The organism is Streptomyces sp. NPDC042259 (assembly GCF_055582085.1).
Genome location: NZ_JBVJDW010000008.1, coordinates 167,350 through 192,178, shown reverse-complemented (window position 1 = coordinate 192,178; position 24,829 = coordinate 167,350). Strand labels below are relative to the sequence as shown.

26 protein-coding genes and 1 riboswitch are annotated in these 24,829 nt (G+C 72.9%); of the genes, 11 read left to right on the top strand and 15 right to left on the bottom strand.

Features of this window, described 5'->3' with window-relative positions:
* The 10 genes from ACZ6MA_RS22270 to bioB form a co-directional block, all read right to left on the bottom strand.
* On the bottom strand, window positions 1-1,167 hold the full coding sequence (locus ACZ6MA_RS22270; RefSeq protein WP_469435652.1) for an ROK family protein: 1,167 nt from the start codon (window positions 1,165-1,167) through the stop codon (window positions 1-3).
* A 174-nt stretch (window positions 1,168-1,341) separates the two neighbouring features.
* Window positions 1,342-1,851, bottom strand: coding sequence for a G/U mismatch-specific DNA glycosylase (gene mug / locus ACZ6MA_RS22265; RefSeq protein ID WP_469435651.1), 510 nt, complete (start codon window positions 1,849-1,851; stop codon window positions 1,342-1,344).
* A 149-nt stretch (window positions 1,852-2,000) separates the two neighbouring features.
* Window positions 2,001-3,443 (bottom strand): adenylosuccinate lyase, encoded by a 1,443-nt coding sequence (gene purB, locus ACZ6MA_RS22260; protein WP_469435650.1) that lies wholly within the window; start codon window positions 3,441-3,443, stop codon window positions 2,001-2,003.
* Window positions 3,444-3,502: 59 nt separating this feature from the next.
* Window positions 3,503-4,306 carry an SGNH/GDSL hydrolase family protein gene (locus tag ACZ6MA_RS22255; RefSeq protein WP_469435649.1) on the bottom strand — a complete coding sequence of 268 codons (804 nt, stop codon included), beginning with the start codon at window positions 4,304-4,306 and terminating at the stop codon, window positions 3,503-3,505.
* A 155-nt stretch (window positions 4,307-4,461) separates the two neighbouring features.
* Window positions 4,462-5,475, bottom strand: a complete 1,014-nt coding sequence (locus ACZ6MA_RS22250) for a hemolysin family protein (protein WP_469435648.1) — start codon at window positions 5,473-5,475, stop codon at window positions 4,462-4,464.
* On the bottom strand, window positions 5,472-6,866 hold the full coding sequence (locus ACZ6MA_RS22245; protein ID WP_469435647.1) for a hemolysin family protein: 1,395 nt from the start codon (window positions 6,864-6,866) through the stop codon (window positions 5,472-5,474). The genes ACZ6MA_RS22250 and ACZ6MA_RS22245 overlap by 4 nt, the downstream gene beginning before the upstream one ends.
* A gap of 278 nt (window positions 6,867-7,144) precedes the next feature.
* Window positions 7,145-7,849: a class I SAM-dependent methyltransferase gene (locus tag ACZ6MA_RS22240; protein ID WP_469435646.1), complete on the bottom strand. Its 705-nt coding sequence runs from the start codon at window positions 7,847-7,849 to the stop codon at window positions 7,145-7,147.
* A gap of 115 nt (window positions 7,850-7,964) precedes the next feature.
* On the bottom strand, window positions 7,965-8,681 hold the full coding sequence (bioD, locus tag ACZ6MA_RS22235) for a dethiobiotin synthase (protein ID WP_469435645.1): 717 nt from the start codon (window positions 8,679-8,681) through the stop codon (window positions 7,965-7,967).
* A gap of 286 nt (window positions 8,682-8,967) precedes the next feature.
* Window positions 8,968-10,272 carry an adenosylmethionine--8-amino-7-oxononanoate transaminase gene (locus ACZ6MA_RS22230; RefSeq protein ID WP_469435644.1) on the bottom strand — a complete coding sequence of 435 codons (1,305 nt, stop codon included), beginning with the start codon at window positions 10,270-10,272 and terminating at the stop codon, window positions 8,968-8,970.
* Window positions 10,265-11,482, bottom strand: a complete 1,218-nt coding sequence (gene bioB, locus ACZ6MA_RS22225) for a biotin synthase BioB (RefSeq protein WP_469435643.1) — start codon at window positions 11,480-11,482, stop codon at window positions 10,265-10,267. Before bioB ends, ACZ6MA_RS22230 begins: the two co-directional genes overlap by 8 nt.
* Window positions 11,483-11,630: 148 nt before the next feature.
* Between bioB and ACZ6MA_RS22220 the strand changes: the two genes are divergently transcribed.
* Window positions 11,631-12,803, top strand: a complete 1,173-nt coding sequence (locus tag ACZ6MA_RS22220; protein ID WP_469435642.1) for an 8-amino-7-oxononanoate synthase — start codon at window positions 11,631-11,633, stop codon at window positions 12,801-12,803.
* Window positions 12,804-12,806: 3 nt separating this feature from the next.
* Here the strand turns inward: ACZ6MA_RS22220 and ACZ6MA_RS22215 are convergent, their stop codons facing one another.
* On the bottom strand, window positions 12,807-13,088 hold the full coding sequence (locus ACZ6MA_RS22215; protein ID WP_469435641.1) for a DUF397 domain-containing protein: 282 nt from the start codon (window positions 13,086-13,088) through the stop codon (window positions 12,807-12,809).
* A 9-nt stretch (window positions 13,089-13,097) separates the two neighbouring features.
* Window positions 13,098-13,976, bottom strand: coding sequence for a helix-turn-helix domain-containing protein (locus ACZ6MA_RS22210; protein ID WP_469435640.1), 879 nt, complete (start codon window positions 13,974-13,976; stop codon window positions 13,098-13,100).
* A gap of 264 nt (window positions 13,977-14,240) precedes the next feature.
* On the opposite strand from ACZ6MA_RS22210, the gene ACZ6MA_RS22205 reads away from it, so the two are divergent.
* Entirely contained in the window at window positions 14,241-14,669 is a 429-nt protein-coding gene (locus tag ACZ6MA_RS22205) for an ATP-binding protein (RefSeq protein WP_469435639.1), read from the top strand.
* Window positions 14,670-15,023: 354 nt separating this feature from the next.
* On the opposite strand, the gene ACZ6MA_RS22200 is transcribed toward ACZ6MA_RS22205, so the two are convergent.
* The 3 genes from ACZ6MA_RS22200 to ACZ6MA_RS22190 all read right to left on the bottom strand — a co-directional run bounded on the left by ACZ6MA_RS22200 (window position 15,024) and on the right by ACZ6MA_RS22190 (window position 16,953).
* Window positions 15,024-15,494 carry a C40 family peptidase gene (locus ACZ6MA_RS22200; protein ID WP_469435638.1) on the bottom strand — a complete coding sequence of 157 codons (471 nt, stop codon included), beginning with the start codon at window positions 15,492-15,494 and terminating at the stop codon, window positions 15,024-15,026.
* A 3-nt stretch (window positions 15,495-15,497) separates the two neighbouring features.
* A riboswitch (cyclic di-AMP (ydaO/yuaA leader) is annotated at window positions 15,498-15,694 on the bottom strand.
* Window positions 15,695-16,000: 306 nt separating this feature from the next.
* On the bottom strand, window positions 16,001-16,312 hold the full coding sequence (locus ACZ6MA_RS22195; protein WP_469435637.1) for a hypothetical protein: 312 nt from the start codon (window positions 16,310-16,312) through the stop codon (window positions 16,001-16,003).
* A 5-nt stretch (window positions 16,313-16,317) separates the two neighbouring features.
* Window positions 16,318-16,953 carry an ATP-dependent Clp protease proteolytic subunit gene (locus ACZ6MA_RS22190; protein WP_469435636.1) on the bottom strand — a complete coding sequence of 212 codons (636 nt, stop codon included), beginning with the start codon at window positions 16,951-16,953 and terminating at the stop codon, window positions 16,318-16,320.
* A gap of 275 nt (window positions 16,954-17,228) precedes the next feature.
* Here ACZ6MA_RS22190 and ACZ6MA_RS22185 point away from each other — a divergent pair, with 275 nt between their 5' ends.
* From ACZ6MA_RS22185 to ACZ6MA_RS22145, 9 genes are all read left to right on the top strand, one after another.
* Window positions 17,229-17,546: a type II toxin-antitoxin system Phd/YefM family antitoxin gene (locus ACZ6MA_RS22185; protein WP_469435635.1), complete on the top strand. Its 318-nt coding sequence runs from the start codon at window positions 17,229-17,231 to the stop codon at window positions 17,544-17,546.
* 196 nt (window positions 17,547-17,742) lie between these two features.
* Window positions 17,743-18,045, top strand: coding sequence for an urease subunit gamma (locus ACZ6MA_RS22180; RefSeq protein ID WP_469435634.1), 303 nt, complete (start codon window positions 17,743-17,745; stop codon window positions 18,043-18,045).
* Between the two features lie 17 nt (window positions 18,046-18,062).
* Complete coding sequence (locus ACZ6MA_RS22175) at window positions 18,063-18,374, top strand: urease subunit beta (RefSeq protein ID WP_469435633.1); 312 nt, start codon at window positions 18,063-18,065, stop codon at window positions 18,372-18,374.
* The gene (locus ACZ6MA_RS22170) at window positions 18,367-20,088 is read left to right on the top strand and encodes an urease subunit alpha (protein ID WP_469435632.1); all 1,722 of its coding nucleotides are present in this window, start codon (window positions 18,367-18,369) and stop codon (window positions 20,086-20,088) included. The genes ACZ6MA_RS22175 and ACZ6MA_RS22170 overlap by 8 nt, the downstream gene beginning before the upstream one ends.
* Window positions 20,088-20,807, top strand: a complete 720-nt coding sequence (locus tag ACZ6MA_RS22165; RefSeq protein WP_469435631.1) for an urease accessory protein UreF — start codon at window positions 20,088-20,090, stop codon at window positions 20,805-20,807. The genes ACZ6MA_RS22170 and ACZ6MA_RS22165 overlap by 1 nt, the downstream gene beginning before the upstream one ends.
* Before the next feature lie 149 nt (window positions 20,808-20,956).
* Window positions 20,957-21,652, top strand: a complete 696-nt coding sequence (gene ureG / locus ACZ6MA_RS22160) for an urease accessory protein UreG (protein WP_469435630.1) — start codon at window positions 20,957-20,959, stop codon at window positions 21,650-21,652.
* Entirely contained in the window at window positions 21,649-22,458 is an 810-nt protein-coding gene (locus tag ACZ6MA_RS22155) for an urease accessory protein UreD (RefSeq protein ID WP_469435629.1), read from the top strand. Before ureG ends, ACZ6MA_RS22155 begins: the two co-directional genes overlap by 4 nt.
* 169 nt (window positions 22,459-22,627) lie before the next feature.
* Window positions 22,628-24,226, top strand: coding sequence for an alpha/beta hydrolase (locus ACZ6MA_RS22150; protein ID WP_469435628.1), 1,599 nt, complete (start codon window positions 22,628-22,630; stop codon window positions 24,224-24,226).
* A 203-nt stretch (window positions 24,227-24,429) separates the two neighbouring features.
* Complete coding sequence (locus ACZ6MA_RS22145; RefSeq protein WP_469435627.1) at window positions 24,430-24,813, top strand: SSI family serine proteinase inhibitor; 384 nt, start codon at window positions 24,430-24,432, stop codon at window positions 24,811-24,813.
* The last annotated feature ends 16 nt before the right edge of the window (window positions 24,814-24,829 follow it).

Here is a 24,829-nt window from a genome sequence, read left to right as displayed (position 1 = left end):
TCAGCGCCGTGCCGTGACCGTGCTCTCGACCGCGAAGAGCTGCTCCTCCACGTGGTCCAGGGCCAGGCGCAGCGCGCCCGTCGCCACCGCGGCCTCGCCCAGCAGCGACTGTGCCACCCGGGGCGGCCGCAGACAGTAGCGGGCCAACTCGGCGCGCAGCGGCTCCAGCACGCCGTCCAGCCCGGCCGCCCAGCCGCCCACCACGACCAGCTCCGGATCGAGCGCCAGCACCAGCGCGGCCACGTCGTGCACCAGCCGCCGCATGAACCGCTCCACCGCGGCCCGGGCCCGCCCGTCGCCCTGGCGGGCCAGCGTGAACACCCGCGCCACCTGCGCCTCGTCCAAGGGGTGCAGGGGCTCGCCGGTGGTGGACAGCACCTCTTCCGGGGTGGCCTCCCGGCCCAGCAGATGCAGGGCGCCGATCTCCCCGGCCGCACCCCCGAACCCCCGGTGCAGCCGCCCGCCGATCAGCGAACCGGCCCCCGGGCTCAGCCCCGCGAGCACGAACACGACATCGTCGGAGTCGGTGGCCGCGCCCTTCCAGTGCTCGGCCACCGCGGCCGCGTTCGCGTCGTTCTCCACCAGTACCGGACAGCGGAACGAGCGGCGCAGCCGCTCCCCGAGCCGTAGCCCGGTCCACTCCGGCAGCGCCGTACCCAGCCGGACCGTTCCGTCCGCCTCCACGATGCCCGGGCTCGCCACCCCTACCGCGCGCAGCGAGTCGCACGCCACACCGGAGCGCCGCAGCAGATCGGCGACGGCCTCCCGCACGCGCTCCAGCCGTTCGTCGGCCGGCGCGGTCTCGGACACCTCCAAGGACGCCGAGCCCACGACACGACCGCGCAGGTCGGCCAGCAGCACGGCGACCCGGTGCGCCCCGATCTCGATGCCCAGCAGATGACCCGCCTCGACGCGGAACCGGAAGCGCCGCGCCGGGCGGCCCTGGCGGCGTGCCGCGCCCTCCTCGGCGGACGCCTCCATCACGAGACCGGATTCCATCAGCCCCTCGATGACGCCCTCGACGGTCGGCCGGGACAGTCCCGTCAGCTTCACGAGATCGGTGAGGGTGGGAGCGGCGGACGGGGCGGCGGTGCGCAAGGCGTGCAGGACCACGGCCGAATTGATCCGCCGCAGAAGGGACGGATCCCCGCCGGTGAGCCGTCCCAACGTGCCGCCTCCTCGCTTTGCGCGCCCTTTGCCCTGACGAGCGGATCGTATCCGGTGCCGTGCGGGTCGGCGAGCGTCGGGACCAGGTGCGGCCAGCGCGTGAGGACGACGGCCCGGAAGCCGGGGCGTGGTGGGGTGAGCATCCCGCCGTCCTCGCAGCGGCCCCGGGCGGCCTCAGCCGGCGGTGGCCTCGGCGGCGGCCCGCAGTCGCTGGTACTCCTCGGTCATCCTCGGCAGCGTCCAGGAGGCGTTCAGACCACTGGGGTTGGGCAGTACCCAGATCCGGGTGGCACCGATCGTGCGTTCCTGCGGTCCGATGACCGCGCGCTTGTCGTCGAAGGCGATCCGGTACGCGGTGACCCCGACGACCGCCAGCCACCGGGGCCGCAGCCGTGCCACCTTCTCGGTGAGCAGCAGCCCGCCCGCGCGGAACTCCTCCTTGCTCACCTCGTCCGCCCGCGCCGACGGCCGGTCCACGACGTTGGTGATGCCCAGCCCGTAGGAGAGGAGTTCCTCCTGCTCGGCCGGGGCGAGCTGGCGGGGGGTGAAGCCGGACCGGTGCAGGACGGGCCAGAAACGGTTGCCCGGCCGCGCGAAGTGATGGCCCGTGGCGGCGGACATCAGACCGGGGTTGATGCCGCAGAACAGGACCCGCAGGTCCGCCGCGACCACGTCACCTACCACTGTGCGGCCCACCTTGATCGACGGGAAGAGGACCCCCCGATGATAGGCGCTGCCCCCGAACACCCCGGAACGGGCCGGGAAAGCGGACCACCCGCCGCCGTGCCGGGCGGGGCACGGGGACGGGTGGTCCGTAGGGCGTGGGGAAGGCGTCAGAGGATGGCGCCTGGGGTGTACGCCGCCGCCTGCGGGTGCCGCTTGGCGATCTCCTCGATCCGGGCGACGACCGTGGCGACCTGGTCGGCGGCGGCGCCGGTGAACGACAGCTTGTCGGCCATCAGGGCGTCGAGACCCGCGCGGTCCAGCGGGATGCGCTCGTCGGCGGCGAGCTTGTCGAGCAGCTCGTTGCGCTCGGCGCCCCGCTCGCGCATCGCCAGCGCGGAGGCCACCGCGTGCTCCTTGATGACCTCGTGGGCGACCTCACGGCCGACCCCGGCACGCACCGCGCCCATCAGCACCTTGGTGGTGGCGAGGAAGGGCAGGTAGCGGTCCAGCTCACGGGCGACGACGGCCGGGAACGCGCCGAACTCGTCGAGGACCGTCAGGAAGGTCTCCAGCAGGCCGTCGAGCGCGAAGAACGCGTCCGGCAGCGCGACGCGGCGCACCACCGAGCAGGAGACGTCACCCTCGTTCCACTGGTCGCCCGCCAGCTCACCGGTCATCGAGGCGTAACCACGCAGGATGACCATGAGGCCGTTGACGCGCTCGCAGGAGCGGGTGTTCATCTTGTGCGGCATCGCGGACGAGCCGACCTGGCCCGGCTTGAAGCCCTCGGTCACCAGCTCGTGGCCGGCCATCAGCCGGATGGTCTTGGCCAGCGAGGACGGTGCGGCGGCCAGCTGCACCAGCGAGGTGACCACGTCGTAGTCCAGCGACCGCGGGTAGACTTGGCCGACGGAGGTGAAGGCGTGCGCGAAGCCCAGGTGGCCCGCGATGCGCTGCTCCAGCTCGGCCAGCTTCGAGGCGTCCCCGCCGAGCAGGTCGAGCATGTCCTGAGCCGTGCCGACCGGGCCCTTGATGCCGCGCAGCGGGTAGCGGCCGAGCAGCTCCTCCAGCCGCCCGAAGGCGACGAGCAGCTCGTCGGCGGTGGTCGCGAAGCGCTTGCCGAGCGTCGTGGCCTGCGCGGCGACATTGTGCGAGCGGCCCGCCAGCACCAGCTCGGCGTACTCGCCCGAGAGCTTGCCGAGGCGGGCGAGGACGGCGACCGTGCGGTCGCGCATCAGCTCCAGCGAGAGGCGGACCTGCAGCTGCTCCACGTTCTCCGTGAGGTCACGGGAGGTCATGCCCTTGTGGACGTGCTCATGGCCGGCGAGGGCGTTGAACTCCTCGATCCGGGCCTTCACGTCGTGCCGGGTGACCTTCTCGCGCTCGGCGATGGAGGCGAGGTCGACCTGGTCCAGGACCCGCTCGTAATCGGCGAGGGCGGCGTCGGGGACCTCGATCCCGAGGTCCTTCTGGGCGCGCAGCACGGCGAGCCACAGCCGCCGCTCCAGCGTCACCTTGTACTCGGGGGACCACAGGACGGCCAGCTCCGCGGAGGCGTAGCGGCCGGCCAGGACATTGGGGATGCGGGGCTTCAAAGACGCAGCAGTCACGTGACCGGATTCTACTGGCGATTCGCGCAGGCCAGCGCCCCGCCCCGGTTTGTGGGTTGCTACGAGAGCGGTCCGGAGGGCTCGGTGTCCCCTCCGAACGGTGCCAGCTCGGCCCGCTTGGGCGGCCGGCCGTCGCCGGTGGAGCGCCCGGTCAGCCGGCGGCCGATCCACGGCACCAGGTGCTCCCGGGCGAAACGGGCGTCCGACGTCCGGCGGGCCGCCCAGCCGGGGCGGACGAACGCGGGCAGGGGCGCGCGCCAGTCGAACGACGCCTCGTGTCCGAGCGCCTGCCACACCGCCTCGGCCACCCGCCGGTGCCCTTCGGCGTTCAGATGCAGCCGGTCCTCGGCCCACAGCCGGGAGTCGCCCAGCACCGTGGCGCCGAAGAGATCGACGACCAGTGCGCCGTGCCGGGCGGCCAGATCGTCGATGAAACCGAAGAGCTGCTCCATGCGCGGCCGGAACCGCTCCATCACCGGGCCCTGCCGCCCCGGGCTGCGCATCAGCACCAGCTGCCGACAGCTGGGCGCGAGCCGCTCCGCCGCCTCCTCCAGCCGCGCGCAGACCAGGTCCACGTCGCACTTGGGGCGCAGGACGTCGTTGAGCCCGCCGACCAGCGTCACCAGATCGGCGCCCATCGCGGCGGCGGCCGCCGCCTGCTCGTCGACGATCTGGCCGATGAGCTTGCCCCGCACGGCGAGGTTCGCGTAGCGGAAGCCGGGCGCGCGCTCCGCGAGCCGGGCCGCGAGGAGATCGGCCCAGCCGCGGTACGAGCCGTCCGGGAGCTCGTCGGACATGCCCTCGGTGAAGGAGTCACCGAGGGCGACGAAGCTGGTGTAGGTGTACGTCGCATTGATCTCCATGGCGCGGCGATCCTACCGTTTGGCGGTGCCGCCGTGCTGCGCCTGATGCGGCCCAGCCCGACCCAGCCCGTCCGGCGATTGAGGACGCGCCCGCAGGGCGCCCTGCCGCCGCAGGCGGCAAAGACGGCCGGTAGCCCAAGATCCGCCGGACACGGCTAAGGGCGCTGGCCCACCAGTTCGCGCAGGACGTCCTCCAGCGTCACCAGGCCGGCCAGCCGGTCGTCCGCGCCGATGACGGCCGCGAGGTGCGTGCCGGTGCCGCGCATCGCCGTGATCACGTCGTCCAGCGGGGTGGCCGCCCGTACCTGGGCGATGGGGCGCATCCGCCGGCGCGGGAAGGGGACGTCGCGCGGCTCGGCGTCCAGCGCGTCCTTCACATGCAGATAGCCCATGATCCGGCCGGCCCTGTCCACCACGGGGAAGCGGGAGAACCCCGACTCCGCGGAGAGCCGCTCCAGCCCCTCGGGGGTCACCCCGAAGGGCGCGGAGACGACCCGTTCGACCGGCATCACGACGTCCTGGACCGGGCGGGTGCCCAGCTCCAGCACGTCCCGCAGCCGCTCGGTGGACCGCTCGTCCAGGAGGCCGGCGGCGCTGGAGTCGGCGACGATCCGGGCGAGCTGATCGTCCGAGAAGGTCGCCGCGACCTCGTCCTTGGGCTCCACCCGCAACAGCTTGAGCGCCGAGTTCGCCAGCTGGTTGATGGCGAAGACCACCGGGCGCAGCGCCCGTGCGACGGTGACCAGCGGCGGTCCGAGCAGCAGCGCGGTGCGCACCGGTTCGGCGAGCGCGATGTTCTTCGGCACCATCTCGCCGAAGAGCATGTGCAAGTACGTCGCCACGGCCAGCGCGATCACGAACGACACCGGGTGGGTCAGCCCGGCCGGGAGGCCGACCGCGTGGAAGACCGGCTCCAGGAGATGGGCGATCGCCGGTTCGGCCACCACACCGAGCACCAGGGTGCACAGGGTGATGCCGAGCTGGGCCGCGGCCATCAGCGCCGAGATGTGCCGCAGGCCCCACAGGACGCTGCGGGCACGCCGGTCACCGCGCTCGGCGTACGGCTCGATCTGACTGCGGCGCACGGAGATCAGGGCGAACTCCGCGCCGACGAAGAAGGCGTTGACGACCAGCGTCGCCAGGCCGATGAGCAGTTGGACGGCGGTCATCGGCCGGCCTCCTTGCGGGTCCGGCGGGATCCGCCGCCCGTCTCGGGGTCACCGTCGAAGCCGCCCCCGAATCCGGGGTCGGCGCCCGGCGGGGGAGCGGTCAGCCGGACCCGCGCCGCGCGCCGGCCGGAGGCGTCGGCCACGTCGATCCGCCAGCCCGCCACCTCGACCGTGTCGCCCTCGGCCGGGATCCGGCCGAGGGCGGTCGCGACCAGTCCGGCCAGCGTCTCGTACGGGCCGTCCGGCGCCCGCAGCCCGATGGCCTCCAACTGGTCGGTACGGGTCGCGCCGTCCGCGTCGTACAGCTCGCGGCCCGCGGCGTCCTGCCCGGCCGGGGCGAGGTCGGGGACCTCGACGGGATCGTGCTCGTCGCGGACCTCGCCGACGACCTCCTCGATGATGTCCTCCAGGGTGACCACACCGGCCGTACCGCCGTACTCGTCGATGACGACGGCCATGCTGCGCTTGGCCGACAGCCGGTCCAGCAGCCGGTCCACCGTGAGCGACTCCGGTACGAGCAGCGGCTCGCGCAGCAGCGCCGCGACGGGGTGCTGCGGGCGCCGCTCGGCGGGTATCGCGAGGACGTCCTTGATGTGGGCGATGCCGACTACCGTGTCGAGGTTGCCCCGGTAGACGGGGAAGCGGGACAGGCCGGTCGCCCGGGTGGCGTTCGCGACGTCCTCGGCCGTGGCCTCCGCGCCCAGCGCGGTGACCTGGACGCGGGGCGTCATCACGTTCTCCGCCGTCAGTTCGGCGAGGTTCAGCGTCCGGACGAACAGCTCGGCGGTGTCCGCCTCCAGCGCGCCCTCCTTGGCGGAGTGCCGGGCGAGCGCGACCAGCTCCTGCGGCGAGCGCGCCGTGGCCAGCTCCTCGGCCGGCTCCAGCCCCATCCGGTACAGCGTGCGGTTGGCGGTGTTGTTGAGGTGCGTGATGAGGGGGCGGAACGCCGCGCTGAACGCGCGCTGGGGACCCGCGACCCGGCGCGCCACCGGCAGCGGCCGGGAGATCGCCCAGTTCTTCGGCACGAGTTCGCCGACGACCATCAGCACCACCGTGGAGATCACCGTGCCCAGGACCAGAGCGGTCGAGGACGCCACGGAGGAGGACAGGCCGAGCGCCCGCACCGGGCCGGTGAGCAGCGCCGCGATGGACGGCTTGGAGATCATGCCGATGATCAGGCCGGTGACCGTGATGCCCAGCTGGGCACCGGAGAGCTGGAAGGTGAGGCCGCGTACGGCCTTGAGCGCGCCGTCGGCACCGCGGTCGCCGTTCTCGGCGGCCCGCTCCAGCTCGCCCCGCTCGACGGTGGTGAGGGAGAACTCGGCCGCGACGAAGACGGCACAGGCCAGGGTCAGCAGCAGGGCGACCAGCAGGAGGAGCACTTCGGTCATCGGTTCACCTCCGTCCCATGATCCGGCAGGGTCGGGAGGAGCGCGCGATGTCGGCTCCGGGAGCTACTGGGGGGCTCGCCCATGGTTGGACGCTCACACCTTTCGTCGGCTTGTCGGTCAGGCAGAAGACCAGTTTGACCGTTCAATGGTAAAGGATAGGCAAAGGGAGATGTGTCCTCGCGCTCGGACCGGCCCGTCCGGCGGCGGAGGACGCGCTCGTGGGGCGCCCGCCGTCCGCGGCGGGCGCCCCACGAGCGCGTCGGCCGAAGAGCCGCCGGTCAGGCGTGCGGCCCGGAGCCGGAGATCCTCCCGTCGTCCTCGAGCGGGCGCCTGGCCAGCCCCAGCACGCAGGGCGAGGCGGGCGTCGGCACCCTGCCCGCCGGTACCCGCAGCCGCCGGTACGGACCCAGCTCGAACCCCGCGGCCTCGATCTCGGCCAGCGGGTCCCGTGCCGTATGACAGCCGCCGAACAGCACCGGCCAGAGCGTCCGGTCCAGCGCCCGCTGCACGGTCGCCTGGCGATGGCTCTGCGCCAGCCCGTGCTCGAAGAACCGCAGCTCGCCACCCGGCCGCAACACCCGGCGCAACTCCGCCAGGGCACGCCGCACATCCCGCACGGAACACAGCACCAGTGACGTCACCGCCGCGTCGTACGCCTCGCTCTTCACGGGCAGCGCTTCCGCCACCCCCGGTACGACGTCGACCGGCACCTCGGCGCGGACGGCGGCCTCCACCGCCAGCCGCCGCAGCCGTCGCTCCGGCTCGATCGCGACCACCTCGGAGACGGTCCCCGGGTAGTGCGAGAAGTTCAGCCCGTTTCCCGCGCCGATCTCGATGACCCGCCCGGACAGCCCGTCCAGCAATTCCCGCCGGTGCGCCCCGACGCCCGCCCGCCGGTCCACCACCGGGCTCAGCCTCGCGTACACCCGCGCGAAGATCGGATGGTGCACGGCGTCGTGCGGCGTTCTGGTGTTCCGCGGCATGGCACGCCCCTTCCCGGGGATACGACGGCTACCGCGATTCTTCCCCGGTCCGGCCCGCCGCCACCGTCGCCGCCCCGCCTCCTTCGGGTGGGGCGGCGACGGTGGCGGTCCGCGGTCAGTGCTGCTGCTCGGAGGCGAAACGCCCGGCGTCCCAGCCGCCGGACAGCCCCGGCGCCAGCCAGGTGGGTGCCGCGGCGCGGAAGGTGGCCGGGGGAAGGGCCCCCGCGCCCTCGGGAACGGCTCCCAGCAAGGGAGCGTCCGCCGACTCGGGGAGGTCGGCGAGATTGCAGAGGGCGGCGAGGTCGGGCGTGGCCGGCCAGCTGCCGATGACCACGCCTTCGCAGCGCAGGCCGCGCGAGCGCAGGGCCTCGGCGGTGAGCGCGGTGATGTTGAGCGTGCCCAGGCCCGGCTGGGCGACGAGGAGGACCGGTGCGTCCAGCAGCCCCGCCACGTCGGCCAGCGTCGAGTTCGCCTCGTCCAGCCGGACGAGCAGCCCGCCCGCGCCCTCGACCAGGACCAGGTCGTGGCTTTCGGCCAGCCGCGCCGCCGCCCGCGCGATCTCCTTCGGGCGCACGGGCGCCCGGCCGGCCCGGCGGGCCGCCGTGGCGGGTGCCAACGGCTCGGGGTACCGGACGAGTTCCAGACCCGTCACCGCCCCCGCCAGTCGCTGGACCTCCGCGACGTCCCCCGGCTCCTGTGCGGTGACACCCGTCTGGGCGGGCTTGAGTACGGCCACGGAGCGGCCGGCGGCCACCGCCGCGGCCGCCACGGCGGCGGTCACGACGGTCTTGCCGACCTCGGTGCCGGTGCCGGTGACGACGAGTACGGACATGGTTCTGCCTTCCGTTCGGCGCGCGCACGGCGCGGTGTGCCTGTCGGTGGTTCGGTGAGCCGGTCGCCGGCGCGGTGACGCCGCGCTGTTCGCGGTGGCGTCCGGGGGCGCGGTGCCGCAACCGAGGTCTCGGCCCGGACCGAGCCGGCTGCGCGCGGTCGCCGCGTGAGGCGGCCCGGGCGGTGACAAGTCGGGGAGCCGGCGCTGTCTCCGGCCATGCGCCGGTGCGGTGTCGGTGTTCGGCCGGCCGGGGGCGGGAGTCATGTCCCCGCCCCCGGCCCGGGGGTCATCCCGCCGCGGCGGCGGCCCGTACTCCCGCGCAGATCCTGGCCACGTCCTCGTCCTCGGTGAGGTACGGCGGCATCGTGTAGACGAGATTGCGGAACGGCCGCAGCCACACCCCCGCCCGTACCGCGGCCCGGGTCGCCGCGGCCATGTCCACGTCGTGGTCCAGCTCGACCACCCCGATGGCGCCCAGCACGCGCACCTCCCGTACCCCCGGCAGCCCGGCCGCCCCGGCCAGGCCCTCGCGCAGTCCGGCCTCGACGCGTTTGACGTCGGTGCGCCAGTCCCGCGCGAACAGCAGGTCGATCGAGGCGTTGGCGACCGCGGCGGCCAAGGGGTTGCCCATGAACGTCGGGCCGTGCGCGAGCACCGGCACCTCGCCCCGGGAGATCCCCTCCGCGATCCGCGACGTGCACAGCGTCGCGGCCATCGTGAGATACCCACCGGTCAGCGCCTTGCCCAGACACAGCACATCGGGGGAGACACCGGCGTGCTCCGACGCGAACAGCGGGCCCGTACGGCCGAAACCCGTGGCGATCTCATCGAAGATCAACAGCACCCCGTGCTCGTCGCACGCCTCCCGCAGCACCCGCAGATACGCGGGGGAGTGGAAGCGCATGCCGCCGGCGTTCTGCACCACGGGCTCGACGATCACCGCGGCCAGTTCGTCGGCGTGCCGCGCGACGATCTCCCGCAGGTGGGCGACGTACGCCGGATCGGGCTCGGCGTCGAACCCGGTGGGCGGCGCGTCCGCGAAGACCTGGCGCGGCAGCACACCGGCCCACAGCGCGTGCATGCCACCGTCCGGGTCGCACACCGACATCGGCTGCCAGGTGTCACCGTGGTAGCCACCGCGCCAGGTCAGCAGCCGCTGCTTGCCCGGCTTGCCGAGCGAACGCCAGTACTGCAGGCACATCTTCACGGCCACCTCGACCGACACCGAGCCGGAGTCGGCGAGGAAGACGTGCCGCAGCGGTTCCGGGGTGATCTCCACCAGACGGGCGGCGAGCCGCACGGCGGGCTCGTGGGTGAGCCCGCCGAACATCACATGGCTCATCCGCCCCAGCTGTCCGTGGGCCGCCTCGTTGAGCACCGGGTGGTTGTAGCCGTGCACCGCCGACCACCACGACGACATCCCGTCGATCAACTCGTCGACGCCGTCGACCGGTTCGGCGAGCCGCAGCCGCACCCCCGAGGCGGAGGCGACGACCAGCGGATCGACCCGGCCGGGCATCGGGCCGTACGGATGCCAGACGTGCTGTTTGTCGAGGGCGAGCAACTCGCTCGCGGTGAGCGGCTCAGGCATTGGGGGGCAGGTCCGTGCCGGCGCCGCGACGGCGGACGGCGACCAGGTCCGTACGGGCCTCGCCGGGCTCCGCGCGGCTCTCCTCGGCCGGAGCCGGGACCTCCGCTGAGGCGTCCGTCGTCTCGTCCGCCGTCGCGGTCTCCCCGTCCCCGCAAGGACCGCAGCCGCCGCCCCCGTGGCCTCCGCAGCCGGACGCCATCGCGTCGGCCCGGTGCTCGGGCAGCGTCGTGGTGCCGGTGCCCTCCACCTCGAACCCGGCGTCCGCGATCATGTCGAGGTCGGCCTTGCCCTCCTGGCCCTCACTGGTCAGATAGTCACCGAGGAAGATCGAGTTGGCGAGGTGCAGCGCGAGCGGCTGCATCGACCGAAGGTGCACCTCACGGCCGCCGGCCAGCCGTACCTCCACGTCCGGGCAGACGAACCGCACCATCGCCAGGATGCGCAGGGCGCGCTGCGGGGTGAGGTTCCACTCCTTGGCCAGCGGGGTTCCCTCGAAGGGGATGAGGAAGTTGACCGGCACCGAGTCCGGATCCAGCGCGCGCAGCGCGAAGACCACGTCCACCAGGTCCGCGTCGCTCTCGCCCATGCCCGCGATCAGCCCGGAGCAGGCGGACATCCCCGCCGTCTGGGCCTGCCGCACGGTATCCACACGGTCGGCGAAGGTGTGCGTGGTGGTGATGTCGCCGTACGTCGCCTCGGAGGTGTTGAGGTTGTGGTTGTACGCGTCGGCTCCGGCGGCCCGCAGTCGCTCGGCCTGCCCGTCGGTCAGCAGCCCGAGGCACGCGCACACCTCGACGTCCTCGTTCTGCTCCTTGATCGCCTCGATGGTCTTCGAGACCCGGTCGATGTCCCGGTCCGTCGGCCCGCGCCCGCTGGCGACCAGGCAGACCCGCTTCGCACCGCCGGCGACGCCCGCGGCCGCCGCCTTCGAGGCGTCGTCCGGCTTGAGCCAGGTGTACTTGAGGATCTCGGCCTTGGAGCCCAGCCGCTGCGAGCAGTACGAGCAGTCCTCGGGACAGAGCCCGGACTTGAGGTTGACGAGGTAGTTCAGCTTCACCCGCCGCCCGAACCACCGGCGGCGCACCTTGCCCGCCGCGGCCACCACATCGAGCAGGTCGTCATCGGTCGTCGCCAGTACGGCGAGCGCCTCTTCGCGGGTCGGCAGCTCCCGCCGCAACCCCTTGTCCACCAGCGTGTTCAGCAGGTCCATGGCGCCGATCCTCGCCTACGGCAGCACTTCCGGCCAAGGTAGAGACCACACAACGGGGGCCGATTCATGTGTGTGTATTGCCACACCCTGACCAGGGCCCCCCGCGACTACGTTCTATGCAAACCCCACAGAACGCGAAGGACGGCCGATGCCCCAGGACCCGTTCGAATGGATCGACGTGGAGCACGAGCGGCGACGGGCCGCCGGGCTCGTACGGACCCTTCGGCCGCGGCCGGCCGACTCGCCGCTCATCGATCTGGCCGGGAACGACTACCTGGGCCTCACCCGCCACCCCGAGGTCACCGCGGCCGCCGCGGACGCGGCCCGCCGCTGGGGCGCGGGGGCCACCGGCTCCCGGCTGGTCACCGGCACCACCGCCCTGCACGCGCGGCTGGAGGAGAGCCTCGCCGAGTTCTGCGGCTTCGAGGCGGCGCTCGTCTTCTCCTCCGGCTACGCCGCGAACCTCGCCGCCGTCACCGCCCTGTGCGGCCCGTCGACACCGTCCGGTATGCCCCTGTCGGCGGCCCCGCTCGTCGTCTCCGACGCCGGCAACCACGCCTCGCTCATCGACGGCTGCCGGCTCGCCCGCGCCGAGACGGCCGTCGTCCCGCACGCCGACGCCGAAGCGGTCCGCAAGACGCTGGGGGCGCACGAGGGCCGTGCCCTCGCCGTCACCGACTCGGTCTTCTCCGTGGACGGCGACGCCGCACCGCTGGCCGCGCTCGCCGAGGCGTGCCGGGAGCACGGCGCGGCGCTGCTGGTGGACGACGCGCACGGACTGGGAGTCCTCGGGGAGGGCGGCCGGGGCGCGGTGCACGCGGCGGGCCTGGCGGGGGCCGCGGACGTCGTCGCCACCGTCACCCTGTCGAAAGCGCTGGGCAGCCAGGGGGGAGCGGTACTCGGTCCCGCCCGCGTCATCCGGCACCTCGTCAGCCACGCCCGGACGTTCATCTTCGACACCGGCCTCGCCCCGGCGGCGGTCGGCGGCGCGCTCGCGAGCCTGGAGGTGCTGCGCCGCGAGCCGGAGCGCGCGGCCCGGGTGCGGTACGTCGCCACCGAGCTGCACCGGAGGGTGACGGCGGCGGGGCTGACGGCGGTGCGGCCCGACGCGGCGGTGGTGTCCGTCCGGGCCCCGTCGCCGGAGGCCGCCGTGCGGTGGGCGGCCGACTGCCGCACCCACGGGCTCGCGGTCGGCTGTTTCCGCCCCCCGTCCGTGCCCGACGGCGTCTCGCGGCTGCGGCTGACGGCGTGCGCGGACCTCACGGACCGGCAGGTGGAGGAGGCGGCCGGCACGGTCCTGCGGACCGCGCCGACCACCTGACGCTCAACTCCCGGTGCCGGTGGACCGTCCGGCCCCGCGGCGGTGACCGGGGCCACCGCCGCGGAGGTCTCCCACGAACGAGGACCACGCCGCGGCCGTGAACGACAGGACGGGCCCGGCCGTGCGCTTGGAGTCCCGCACGGCCAGCAGGTCCGGACCGAGCGGGGCCGTCTCGACGCAGTTGTTCATTCCGGTGCTGTAGCTGCTGCGCCGCCACGTCGCGGCACGCGGCGCCGACGGGGAAGGTGCTGACGGAGAAGGGGCGTAGCGAGGCATTGCGGGCATAGTGCCTCCTCATGCGCCGTCATGGAGCCCGGCGATGTAATCCAATGAGTTCTCGTGCGAGAGGGCGCGCGTCCGCAGGGTGGCGAAGGCGGAGCCGTACGCCCGGAGGTCTTCTTTCCGCTCCAGGTAGAGGCTACTCGTCAAGTGGTCGAGAACCACCACATCCAGATCTGCGATGCGCGGAAATGAGAAGATAACGAAAGGGCCGGTGATGCCGATATGGCTCCCGGCGGAGAACGGAAGAACATGCAGTCGCACATGACGCATGTGCCCGGTGGTCACCAGGTGCCGTAACTGCCCCGCCATCACCTCCCGTCCGCCGACTTCATGACGCAGCACCGCCTCGTCCAGGACCGCGCACAACTCCAGCGGACGCTCGCCCCGCAGCACCGACTGACGGGCCATCCGCACCCGCACCAGCTCCTCGACCCGCTCCGGAGGCGGGTCGAGAAGCGCCGCCCGGGTCACCGCGCGCGCGTAGTCGGGCGTCTGGAGCAGTCCCGGCACCACCGTGGTCTCCAGCGTGCGCAGATGGGAGGCCTCGGACTCCAGGCTGATGAAGTCCAGATAGGCGGGCGGCAGCCGGTCGCGGTAGGCGTACCACCAGCCCCGCCGCGCCCCCGCGCCCTCACCGGGATCCGCCGAACCCGCCCCGCACAGCGCCCCCAGCAGCGCGCGCAGTTCCGGGTCGGTCACCCGGTAGGCGTCCAGCAACAGGGCGACGTCCGAGGGCTTCACGCCACTGCAGCCCGTCTCGATCCTGCTCACCTTCGACTGGTGCCACCCCACCGCACAGGCCGCCTCCCGGCTGGTCAGCGCCGCCAGTTCACGCTGGCGGCGCAGCTCCGCGCCGAGCTTGCGTCGGCGCACCGCGGGTCCGTAGCGCATGGGTATTCCCTTTCGGCCAAGGTGAACACGTCCAGATCCATACGTCAGTGTCAATAGACCACCGCAATGCCCAAATGTGGTTTCTCCCGGCAGAGTTCACCGCTTCGAGCGACAGATATATGCATTTTCCGGTGGATCGCTCACTCTCGGACGCGGACGGTGGCACTCTGTGACGAAGAGCCGTCCGAGACCGCTCCCGACTTCACCGCGTCAGTTCCCTGCGTCACGCGTCGGAGCCCGGCCTCGGTGGAAAGGGACAGCGCCATGGCGGATCACCAGGAAGCAACCGTTACCCTGCCGAGCGCCCCCGCCTCGGTGTCCGACGCGCGTCGCTATGTGGCGCGTGTCCTGGCGGAATGGGGGCTGGCGGACGGCACCGAGGACGCCGACACGGTTCGGCTGATCGTCTCCGAACTCGCCACCAACGCCGTGCAGCACACCCGCGGCCAGTCGCCCACGTTCACCGTGGACGTACGGCTCGACCGCGAGGAGCAGTTGCGCATCGGCGTCACGGACAGTCACCCCCGCTACCCGAGGAGGCTGCCCGCGGCCGTCCAGCAGGACAACGGGCGGGGCATGGTCATCATCCGCTGTCTGACCGCCGAGCGCGGCGGCAGACTCTCGGTCACCCCGACGGCCGACGGCGGCAAGACGGTCTGGATCTGTCTGCCCTGGAGCGTGCCCGTGCGATGACCGCCCGGCGCGGCCGCGGGCCGGGCGGCGGGCCCCCGTGGCCACGCGGCCGAGGGGCCCACCACCCGGCCCGGGGGCGCGCACCGTGCTCGCACGGTGCGCGCGGACAAGGCGGGTTGAGCGGTTCCGGCAGGTCTACCGGCGGGCAGGCGCGCCCTTACCCGTTCCGGTGCGATGCCGGTGCCAACGACCGTGTGCCCGGTCGCGGCCGACGGCCCCGCGTCGCGAACGCGGGGGCGTGGCACCACAGTCGTGTCCGCCGGCGGCGGGTGGGAACACACCCGTTGCCGCGTCGGCGCACAAGGAGAAGAAGGTGGCGGGGCGGCCGTCGCGGCACGCCACCGCCGCACCAGGTCAGTTCACGCGGCCGTAACTGACGCTTCTGGTCCAGATCCGCTCGTGGCGGACGACCGCGCCGGTCTTGGGGGCGTGCAGGATCTTGCCGCTCCCCACATAGATGCCCACGTGGTAGACGCCGCCGGCGGAGTGGAAGAACACCAGGTCCCCGCGTTGCCGGGCGAAGCCGGGCACATGGCGGACGCGGTTGTACTGGGCGGCGGCGGTGCGGGGCAGCGTCTTGCCGACCCGCTTGTAGGAGTACTGGGTCAGTCCCGAGCAGTCGAAGCTGTACGGTCCTGTCGCGCCCCACCGGTAGGGAGCGCCCTGCTTGGATTCCGCGACCCGCAGGGCGAGGGTGGAGAGGTTCGCGGCCTCGGCATCGGGTGAACCGCCGGGCACCAGCACCGAGGCGCCGACGGCTGCGAGGGTGAGGGCCGAGGCGGCCTTGGCCCTGGAGAACTTCGTTGGTCGTTTGTGCGCGGCCATACGCAACCCTTCGTCTGCCGCCTATGAAGGATGACCTGTCGGGTTCGGGCAGGCGAAGATGCCCGGCCGCCGAGGCGGCTTCACCCCAAGGGACGACCAGTGGTGCCGGTCGTCCCGCCGTAATCGGGTCCTCCACTCCTGCCGATGCACTCGTGTCGACCAGTCATCCGGGCGGCGGCAGGATTCGGCGTCCGTCCGGACCGCCCCGCCGCGGTGGCGGGGTCTTGTCGTCGCCTGGATCTTGGCGCAGCCGCGACACGGATTCCGAGAGGATCCGGTGATATGTGAGCCTGGTCACCTCTGGCATGTTCGGGTGGACACCGGACGGTTTGACGGCCATCGCTCAACCCTGTTGAGCCGTTCACCTGCGGCGAGTTGATCTCCGCGATCGTCTCGTACGCGCGCGGCTCGGATCGATCACCGCGTGATGTCTACACCGGGTCCGCCGTATGCGGGAGATCGCGTTGACGTGTCGCCCGGCCGGTCGTTCCGGCGCGCGTCCGGGCTCATCGACCCGGCGTGTTCGGCGGCATGGTGACCCGTGCGGCCCGCCGCTCCCCGTCCAGGACCAGCATCGCCCGAGCGAGTGTTCCCGAGTGCACCTCGCGTTCGCCTCGCTCGTGCATGAGCGTCAACGCGTCACGCAGTCCCGTCGCCGCGACCACGAGAGCCTGCGCCGCCCGTAGCCCGGCGTACGTGTGATGCGCGCGGGCCGGGTTGATCCGGCCCAGGAGATCCAGTACTTCCAGATACCGGTCCACCAACTCGCCCTCGGCGTGGGTCAGGGCGGGCAGGGGAGGCAGCGGGGGCGGCCACATCGCGCTCACCTCGCTCCGAGCGGGGTGCCCGGCCCCTTGCGGCTCGCGGTGAGCCGGTCGATCAGTCCGTAGGCCACCGCCGCCTCGGCGTCGAAGACCGTGTCCCGCTCGATGTCCCGGTCCACCCGCTCCGCGCTCCGCCCCGTGTGCCGCACCAGCATCCGCGCCAGCGTGTCACGCATGCGCGAGATCTCGCCCGCCTGGATCTCCAGATCGGAGGGCTGTCCCTGGACCGGTTCGCTGAGGGACGGCTGCCGGACGAGGACGCGCGCGTTCGGCAGCGCCAGTCGTTTGCCCGGGGTGCCGGCGGCGAGCAGCACGGCGGCGGACGAGGCGGCCTGGCCCAGGCAGATCGTCTCCACGTCGCAGCCGATGTAGCGCATCGTGTCGTAGATGGCGCACATGGCGGAGAAGGAGCCGCCGGGGGAATTGATGTAGAGCGAGATGTCCCCCTCGGGCGCCGCGTGTTCGAGATACATGAACTGTGCGATCACATCGCCGGCACAGGCGTCGTCGATCGGTGTGCCCAGGAAGACGATGCGCTCGGACAGCAGCTTGGAGTACGGGTCCCTCGTATGGGTGCCCGTGCTCGTGCGCTCGGTGAACTCCGGCAGGACGTAGCGGGCGGTGGGGCGGTGCATGGGCGGCACTCCTCGTCCGTCAAAAATGTACAGGACGTACAGATCCTTGCGGGATGAGCATGGCCCAGCGGGGCCGGGAGCGGCAATGGATCCGGCGGGGATCCGGCGTGGTTTCGCTCTGGGCGTGAGCGCGCCGACGCCGAGGCGGTGGGCTCACGCCCCGAGCGAAGGGTGTCGGCACTCCACGGGCAGCGCTGGCGGAAAGCCTCTGACCTGGCATTTCTTCGCTTCTCAGGGATCCCGCGGACAGCGCGGCGGGCAATTAAGCTGGTGCCATGGCCTACGAGATTCCTGTGACGCAAGCCCGCGCCGAGCTGGCGGAGCTGATCAACCGCGTGGTCTACGGCGGTGAGCGGGTGGTCGTCACGCGCCACGGGAAGCCGCTGGTCGCCCTGGTGTCCGCCGCCGACCTGCGGCGGCTCGAAGAGAGCGAGGCCGGCGCGGAGGGTGGGGCGGAGGCCGGGGGCGAGGCCGAGGAGCAGGTGATCAGCACGGTCTCCGCCGTGCGTGCCCTGCCGTCCGTGACCGAGGACCGGGGCCGGTTCGGCATCGCCGCCGAATGCCGGGGGCCCGACGCGCCGCCGCGCCCCTGAGGGCGGCCGGCCCCCGCACCGGCCACCTCTGGCCACGGCTTTGCAAAGAGTCAGTTAACGCGGTGGAAAAGCTTGCGCCCTAATCTGCAATCCCCGGCCTTCGGGAGAAGAACCCCAGGTCAACAGTGTGTAGAACTCAGGTGTGCCTCCGCCGCCTTCGGCAGGGAGGTCCTGGTTCGTCAGTGAGGTGGGACGCATGCAACTTTCCCCGCATGAACAGGAACGCCTGCTCATTCATGTGGCCGCCGACGTGGCCGAGCGGCGCAGGGCGCGCGGGGTGCTCCTCAACCACCCCGAAGCGGTCGCGCTGATCACCGCGCACGTCCTCGAAGGCGCCCGGGACGGCCGTACCGTGGCCGAGCTGATGTCCTCCGGACGCAAGGTGCTCACCCGCGACGAGGTCATGAGCGGCATCCCCGAAATGATCCACGACGTCCAGGTCGAGGCCACCTTCCCGGACGGTACGAAGCTCGTCACCGTCCACGAGCCCATCGGATGACCGGGGGAGACGCGCGGATGATTCCCGGAGAGATCCTGCACGCCGCCGAGCCCGTACGCCTCAACGAGGGCTGCCCCCTCACCCGCCTCGTCGTCCTCAACGCGGCCGACCGGCCCGTTCAGGTGGGCTCGCACTACCACTTCGCCGAGGCCAATCCGGGCCTGGACTTCGACCGGGCCGCCGCCCACGGCAAGCACCTCGACATCGCCGCCGGCACCGCCGTGCGCTTCGAGCCGGGCATCCCCGTCGAGGTCGGTCTCGTCCCCATCGGCGGCAAGCGGATCGTCGAGGGCCTGCGCGGCGAGTGCGGAGGACCCCTCGATGTCTGAACTCGGCCGCGTCGCCTACGCCGATCTCTTCGGCCCGACCACCGGCGACCGGATCCGGCTCGCCGACACCGACCTCCTCGTCGAGATCGAGGAGGACCGCTCCGGCGGCCCGGGCCACGCCGGCGACGAGGCGGTCTTCGGCGGCGGCAAGGTCATCCGCGAGTCCATGGGCCAGTCCCGGGTCACCCGCGCCGAGGGCGCCCCCGACACGGTCATCACCGGAGCGGTCGTCCTCGACCACTGGGGCGTGGTCAAGGCCGACGTCGGTCTGCGCGACGGCCGGATCACCGGCATCGGCAAGGCCGGCAACCCCGACACCATGGACGGCGTCCACCCCGACCTCGTCATCGGCCCGGAGACCGAGATCATCGCCGGCAACGGCAAGATCCTCACCGCCGGCGGCATCGACGCCCACGTCCACTTCATCTGCCCGCAGGCCGTGGACGCGGCCCTCGCCTCCGGTGTCACCACCCTCCTCGGCGGCGGCACGGGCCCGGCCGAGGGCAGCAAGGCCACCACCATCACCCCCGGCTCCTGGCACCTCGCCCGGATGTTCGAGGCGATGGAGGGGTATCCCGTCAACATCGGTCTGCTCGGCAAGGGCAACACCGTCAGCCACGACTCCATGCGCGCCCAACTGCGCGCGGGCGCCGTCGGCTTCAAGATCCACGAGGACTGGGGCGCGACCCCCGCCGCCATCGACGCCTGCCTGCGCGTCTGCCAGGAGAGCGGCGCCCAGCTCGCCATCCACACCGACACGCTCAACGAGGCGGGCTTCGTCGGCGATACCCTCGCCGCCATCGCCGGGCGCTCCATCCACGCCTACCACACCGAGGGCGCGGGCGGCGGCCACGCACCCGACATCATCACCGTCGTCTCCGAGCCCAACGTCCTGCCCAGCTCCACCAACCCCACCCGCCCGCACACCGTCAACACCGTCGAGGAACACCTCGACATGCTGATGGTCTGCCACCACCTCAACCCGGCCGTCCCCGAGGACCTGGCCTTCGCCGAGTCCCGCATCCGGCCCAGTACCATCGCCGCCGAGGACTTCCTGCACGACCTGGGCGCGATCTCGATCATCTCCTCCGACTCCCAGGCCATGGGACGCATCGGCGAAGTCGTGCTGCGCACCTGGCAGACCGCGCACGTCATGAAGAAGCGCCGGGGATCCCTGCCCGGCGACGGCCCGGCCGACAACGCCCGAGCCCGCCGCTACGTCGCGAAATACACCATCAACCCCGCCGTGGCCCAAGGCCTCGACCACGAGATCGGCTCCGTCGAGTCCGGGAAACTCGCCGACCTGGTGCTGTGGGACCCTGCGTTCTTCGGCGTCAAACCGCTGCTGGTCATCAAGGGCGGCCAGATCGCCTACGCGCAGATGGGCGACGCCAACGCCTCCATCCCCACCCCGCAGCCGGTCCTGCCGCGTCCGATGTTCGGCGCCACGGGCCGCGCCCCCGCCGCCAACTCCCTGAACTTCGTCACCCAATGGGCCCTCGATGACGGCCTCCCCGAACGGCTGGACCTCGGCAAGCGGTTCGTCCCGATCCGGGACACGCGCGGCGTCGGCAAAGCCGACATGCGCAACAACGACGCCCGCCCGCACGTGGAAGTCGACCCCGACACCTTCACCGTCACCATCGACGGCGACCCCGTCGACCCGCGGCCCGCGGCGGAACTGCCGATGGCCCAGCGGTACTTCCTCTTCTGATGAGCACCACGACACAGACGGAGGGGGACGGGGGGCGGCCGCCCGCCGCCCGTGCCGCGCTGCTCGTCCTCGCCGACGGGCGGTTCCCCGCCGGCGGCCACGCGCACTCGGGCGGGGCCGAGGCGGCCGTCAAGGCCGGCCGGATCCGGGACGCGGCCACCCTGGAGGAGTTCTGCCGGGGCCGGCTGCACACCGCCGGGCTGGCCGCCGCCGCACTCGCCGCCGCGGCCGCCGCCGGGCTCGACCCGCTGGAACTCGACGAGGCCGCCGACGCGCGCACCCCGTCCCAGGCCCTGCGCACCGCCGCCCGTCGGCTCGGCCGCCAGATGATGCGCGCCGCCCGCGCCGCCTGGCCGTCACCCCTTCTCGACGACCTCGCCGCGGCCCGGCCGCGCGGCGCCCACCAGCCCGTCGTGCTCGGCGTCGCCGCGCGCGCCGCCGGGCTGGGACCGGCGGACGCCGCGTACGCCGCCGGCTACGAAGCGGTCGGCGGACCGGCCACGGCGGTGGTCCGGCTGCTGAGCCTCGACCCGTTCGACGCGACGGCCGTACTGGCCGGGCTCGCGCCCGAACTGGACCGCGTCGCGCACCGGGCCGCCGAGGCGGCCCGGCGCGTGGAGTCCGAGGGGCTCGACGCACTGCCGGCGGGCTCGGCGCCGCTGCTCGACATCGGCGCCGAGCAGCACGCGGCGTGGCCCGTGCGGCTGTTCGCCTCGTAAGCGGCCGGGGCCCCGCCCCGGACCCCGGCCACCGCACTACCCCAGCCACCGCGGCCGGACGTCTCGCCGGACCGACGGAACGTCCGGCCCGTCCGGCGCTTGAGGACGCCGCGCGCGGCGCGGTCAACCACCGAACCCCCGGAGGAACCATGCACCTCGACCACCCCGACGCCTACCCCCACCGCCACACCTACAGCGCGGCGAGCGCGCATCGCCCCGACGGCACCCGCCGGGCCCTGCGCATCGGCCTCGGCGGTCCCGTCGGATCCGGGAAGACCGCGACCGTGGCCGCCCTGTGCCGGCTGCTGCGCGACGAGCTGTCCATCGCCGTCGTCACCAACGACATCTACACCCGCGAGGACGCCGAATTCCTGCTGCGGCACGCCGTACTGCCGCCCGAGCGGATCACCGCCGTGGAGACCGGAGCCTGCCCGCACACCGCGATCCGGGACGACATCTCCGCCAACCTCGAAGCCGTCGAGGACCTGGAGGACACGCTCGGACCGCTCGATCTCGTCCTCGTGGAGTCCGGCGGCGACAACCTCACCGCCACCTTCTCCAAGGGCCTCGTCGACGCGCAGATCTTCGTCATCGACGTGGCCGGCGGCGACGACATCCCCCGCAAGGGCGGCCCCGGTGTGACCACCGCCGACCTCCTCGTCGTCAACAAGACCGACCTCGCCCCCTACGTCGGCGCCGACCTGGAGGGCATGGCCCGCGACGCCACGGCCCAACGCGGCGTCCTCCCCGTCGTCTTCACCTCCCTCGTCGCCGAGGGCGGCGTACGACCGGTCTCCGACTGGGTGCGCGAGCGGCTGGCCGGCTGGGCCGCGGTCTCGCCGTGACGTCCACCGCCGTACGGCCCGCGGCGGACGCGGGGCTGCGGGCCGCGGCGCACCTCGTCGCGGCCCCGGACGGCCGGGGCGGCACGGGCCTGCCCGTCCTCGACGGCGCGGGGCCCTTCGCGCTGCGCAGACTGCGGCCGAAGGGGCGTGAGGCCCATGTGCGCCTCGTGGGGGCCATGAGCGCCCCCCTCGGCGGTGATCTGCTGGGCCTCACCGCGGAGGTCGCCGACGGCGCCGCCCTGCGCTTCTCGACCACCGCCGCCACCCTCGCCCTGCCCGGGCGCACCGGCGCGCCCGCCGTGTACGACACCCGGATCCGGGTGGGCGACGGCGCCACGCTGCGCTGGCTTCCCGAACAGCTGATCTCCGCCCGGGGCAGCGATCTGCGGGCCACCACCCGCATCGAACTCGCTCCGACGGCCCGGCTGGTGTTCCGCGAGGAGCAGGTGCTCGGCCGCGCCGGCGAGGCCCCGGGACGGCTGGCCTCCCGGCTGACCGTGCGCCGCGCGGGCCGCCCGCTGTTCGACCAGGAACTGGCCTACGGGCCGGGCACGCCCGGCTGGGACGGGGGCGCCGTGCTCGGCGGGCACCGGGCCGTCGGACAACTCCTCGTCGTGGACCCCGCCTTCGCGGCACACCCGGTGCCACCCCGCCCCCTCGGTGCCACCGCGGCCGTCACCCCGCTCGCCGGGCCCGCCGTCGTGGTGAGCGCGGTGGCCCCGGACGCCCTCCGGCTGCGCGGGCTGCTGGACGCGGGATTTACGGCCCTATTCGACGGTGATGGCGGGGTACGGGCGTTTTGGTGAGCCGGAGGCCTCCGGCGCCACACGTGCCATCCCGGGTTTCGTCATCCTTACGGATTAGTAAAGAACGTCCGTACGACCTGTCCTTTGTGGCAGGGGAGAGGAAAGGATCCCCCTGCAGCTCCGTGATCATCGCCGCGCGTCCGCGGCGCATCAGCAGGGGGAAAACCACGTGAGAACTACAGCGATATTCGGTGCGGCCGGCACCGCGGTGACGGCCGTACTCGTCGCCGGTCTGCTGGCCGCACCGGCGGCCGACGCCGGCGAGCGGGTACCGGGCGGCGCGGCCGAGGCGAAGGGCGTGCAGACCGCCGCCGCCAAGGCGGCGAAGAAGGGCATCAAGTGGCAGGACTGCCCCGCCGCCTGGGGCCTGGAGAAGCCGATCCAGTGCGGCTTCGTGACCGTCCCCGTCGACTACACCAAGCCGAACGGCCGCACCATCGAGATCGCGGTCGACCGGGTCCGCTCCACCGGCAAGGCGGGCGAGCGCCAGGGCGCCCTGCTGTACAACCCGGGCGGCCCCGGTGGCTCCGGCATGAAGTTCCCGCGGCGGGTCACGACCAAGAACCCGCTGTGGGCGAAGACGTCCAAGGCCTATGACTTCGTCGGCTTCGACCCGCGCGGCGTGGGCCACTCCGCCCCGATCTCCTGCATTGACCCGCAGAAGTTCGTGGCGGCGCCCAAGGCCGACCCGGTGCCCGGCAGCGAGGCCGACAAGCGCGCCCAGCGCAAGACGGCCAAGGCATACGCCGACGGCTGCCACGAGCGCAGCGGCGCGCTGCTCCCGCACCTCACCACGATGAACACCGCCCGCGACATGGACGTCGTCCGTGCCGCCCTGGGGGAGAAGAAGCTCAACTTCCTCGGCGTCTCCTACGGCACCTACCTCGGCGCCGTCTACGGCACGCTCTTCCCGGGCCACGTCCGCCGCATGGTCGTCGACAGCGTCGTCAACCCCGCGCAGGACAACATCTGGTACGAGGCCAACCTCGAGCAGGACGTCGCCTTCGAGGGCCGCTTCAAGGACTGGGCGAAGTGGGTCGCCAAGCACGACGGCGTCTACCACCTCGGCGACACCCAGGCCAAGGTCCTCAAGCAGTGGGAGAAGCTGCGCGCCTCCGCCAAGAAGAAGCCCATCGGCGGGGTCGTCGGCCCGGCCGAGCTGATCAGCTTCTTCCAGGACGCGGCGTACTACGACTCCTCGTGGGTCCCGGTCGCCGAGACCTGGAGCAAGTACCTCGCCGGTGACGAGAAGGCACTGGTCGAGGCGGCGGGCCCGGACCTGTCCGACACCGCCGGCAACGCGGCCAAGGAGAACGGCAACGCCGTCTACACCGCCGTCGAGTGCGCCGACGCCAAGTGGCCCACCAGCTGGAAGAAGTGGGACCGGGACAACACCCGGATCCACCAGCAGGCCCCGTTCATGACCTGGGCGAACGCCTGGATGAACCTGCCCTGCGCCACCTGGAAGGCCCCGCAGGGCAACCCCCTGGAGGTCGCCACCCACAAGGGTCTGCCCCAGACGCTCATCGTCCAGAGCACCCGTGACGCCGCCACGCCGTACGTGGGCGCGGTCGAGCTGCACAAGCGCTTCAAGGGCTCGCGTCTGATCACCGAGAAGGGCGCCGGCTCGCACGGCGTCGTCGGTCTGGTCAACCCGTGCGTCAACGACCGGGTGGACGCCTACCTCGTCGACGGCAAGCTCGACGCCAAGGACGTCACGTGCGCCCCGCACGCCGTCCCCGAGCCGCCGAAGGCCGCCGCCAAGTAAGGCGACGGCATCGCGGGACCGGGCCCCGGCCGCCCCTCACGACGAGGGACGGCCGGGGCCCGGCGCGTTTCCCGGGGCCGCCACCCGGGTGATCACCGGCGGCCACCCGGTGTACCGGCCGGTGCGGCCGCTTGTCCCGCCGGGCCCGGGCAGGTCGCCTGGGTGCGGGCCCCACCCCCACGCCCGCGCCCCGGGAGGCACCGATGTCCGTACGCACCGCCGTGGTCATGGCGACGGCCGTCGCGCTGGCCGCGCTCCCGTCGGTGCCGGCGGGCGCCGACGAGCCGGGGCGGGGGCGGCTCTTCCTGACCGTCTCCGGCGCCCAGGACACCTGGATCCGCGGCGTCCGGCTGGCCTGCCCGGGCCCGGGCCACCATCCCCACGCGCGGGAGGCCTGCGCCGGTCTGGAACGGGCCCACGGCGACCTCGACGCGCTGACCGGCGACCGTCATCTGTGCACACGCGAGTACGACCCGGTCACCGCCGGCGCCGACGGCACCTGGGACGGCCGCGTCGTCAGCTGGCACCGGACCTTCCCCAACGTCTGCGCTCTCGAATCCGCGACCGGAGGCGTCTTCCGCTTCTAGCGGGCCCGCTCCCGGG

Coding starts and splice junctions, on each gene's coding strand:
- ACZ6MA_RS22255 (WP_469435649.1), bottom strand. CDS start 4,306: ATGGAGATCAATGCGACGTACACCTACACCAGCTTCGTCGCCCTCGGT.
- ACZ6MA_RS22250 (WP_469435648.1), bottom strand. CDS start 5,475: ATGACCGCCGTCCAACTGCTCATCGGCCTGGCGACGCTGGTCGTCAAC.
- ACZ6MA_RS22245 (WP_469435647.1), bottom strand. CDS start 6,866: ATGACCGAAGTGCTCCTCCTGCTGGTCGCCCTGCTGCTGACCCTGGCC.
- ACZ6MA_RS22240 (WP_469435646.1), bottom strand. CDS start 7,849: ATGCCGCGGAACACCAGAACGCCGCACGACGCCGTGCACCATCCGATC.
- bioD (WP_469435645.1), bottom strand. CDS start 8,681: ATGTCCGTACTCGTCGTCACCGGCACCGGCACCGAGGTCGGCAAGACC.
- ACZ6MA_RS22230 (WP_469435644.1), bottom strand. CDS start 10,272: ATGCCTGAGCCGCTCACCGCGAGCGAGTTGCTCGCCCTCGACAAACAG.
- bioB (WP_469435643.1), bottom strand. CDS start 11,482: ATGGACCTGCTGAACACGCTGGTGGACAAGGGGTTGCGGCGGGAGCTG.
- ACZ6MA_RS22220 (WP_469435642.1), top strand. CDS start 11,631: ATGCCCCAGGACCCGTTCGAATGGATCGACGTGGAGCACGAGCGGCGA.
- ACZ6MA_RS22215 (WP_469435641.1), bottom strand. CDS start 13,088: ATGCCCGCAATGCCTCGCTACGCCCCTTCTCCGTCAGCACCTTCCCCG.
- ACZ6MA_RS22210 (WP_469435640.1), bottom strand. CDS start 13,976: ATGCGCTACGGACCCGCGGTGCGCCGACGCAAGCTCGGCGCGGAGCTG.
- ACZ6MA_RS22205 (WP_469435639.1), top strand. CDS start 14,241: ATGGCGGATCACCAGGAAGCAACCGTTACCCTGCCGAGCGCCCCCGCC.
- ACZ6MA_RS22200 (WP_469435638.1), bottom strand. CDS start 15,494: ATGGCCGCGCACAAACGACCAACGAAGTTCTCCAGGGCCAAGGCCGCC.
- ACZ6MA_RS22195 (WP_469435637.1), bottom strand. CDS start 16,312: ATGTGGCCGCCCCCGCTGCCTCCCCTGCCCGCCCTGACCCACGCCGAG.
- ACZ6MA_RS22190 (WP_469435636.1), bottom strand. CDS start 16,953: ATGCACCGCCCCACCGCCCGCTACGTCCTGCCGGAGTTCACCGAGCGC.
- ACZ6MA_RS22185 (WP_469435635.1), top strand. CDS start 17,229: ATGGCCTACGAGATTCCTGTGACGCAAGCCCGCGCCGAGCTGGCGGAG.
- ACZ6MA_RS22180 (WP_469435634.1), top strand. CDS start 17,743: ATGCAACTTTCCCCGCATGAACAGGAACGCCTGCTCATTCATGTGGCC.
- ACZ6MA_RS22175 (WP_469435633.1), top strand. CDS start 18,063: ATGATTCCCGGAGAGATCCTGCACGCCGCCGAGCCCGTACGCCTCAAC.
- ACZ6MA_RS22170 (WP_469435632.1), top strand. CDS start 18,367: ATGTCTGAACTCGGCCGCGTCGCCTACGCCGATCTCTTCGGCCCGACC.
- ACZ6MA_RS22165 (WP_469435631.1), top strand. CDS start 20,088: ATGAGCACCACGACACAGACGGAGGGGGACGGGGGGCGGCCGCCCGCC.
- ureG (WP_469435630.1), top strand. CDS start 20,957: ATGCACCTCGACCACCCCGACGCCTACCCCCACCGCCACACCTACAGC.
- ACZ6MA_RS22145 (WP_469435627.1), top strand. CDS start 24,430: ATGTCCGTACGCACCGCCGTGGTCATGGCGACGGCCGTCGCGCTGGCC.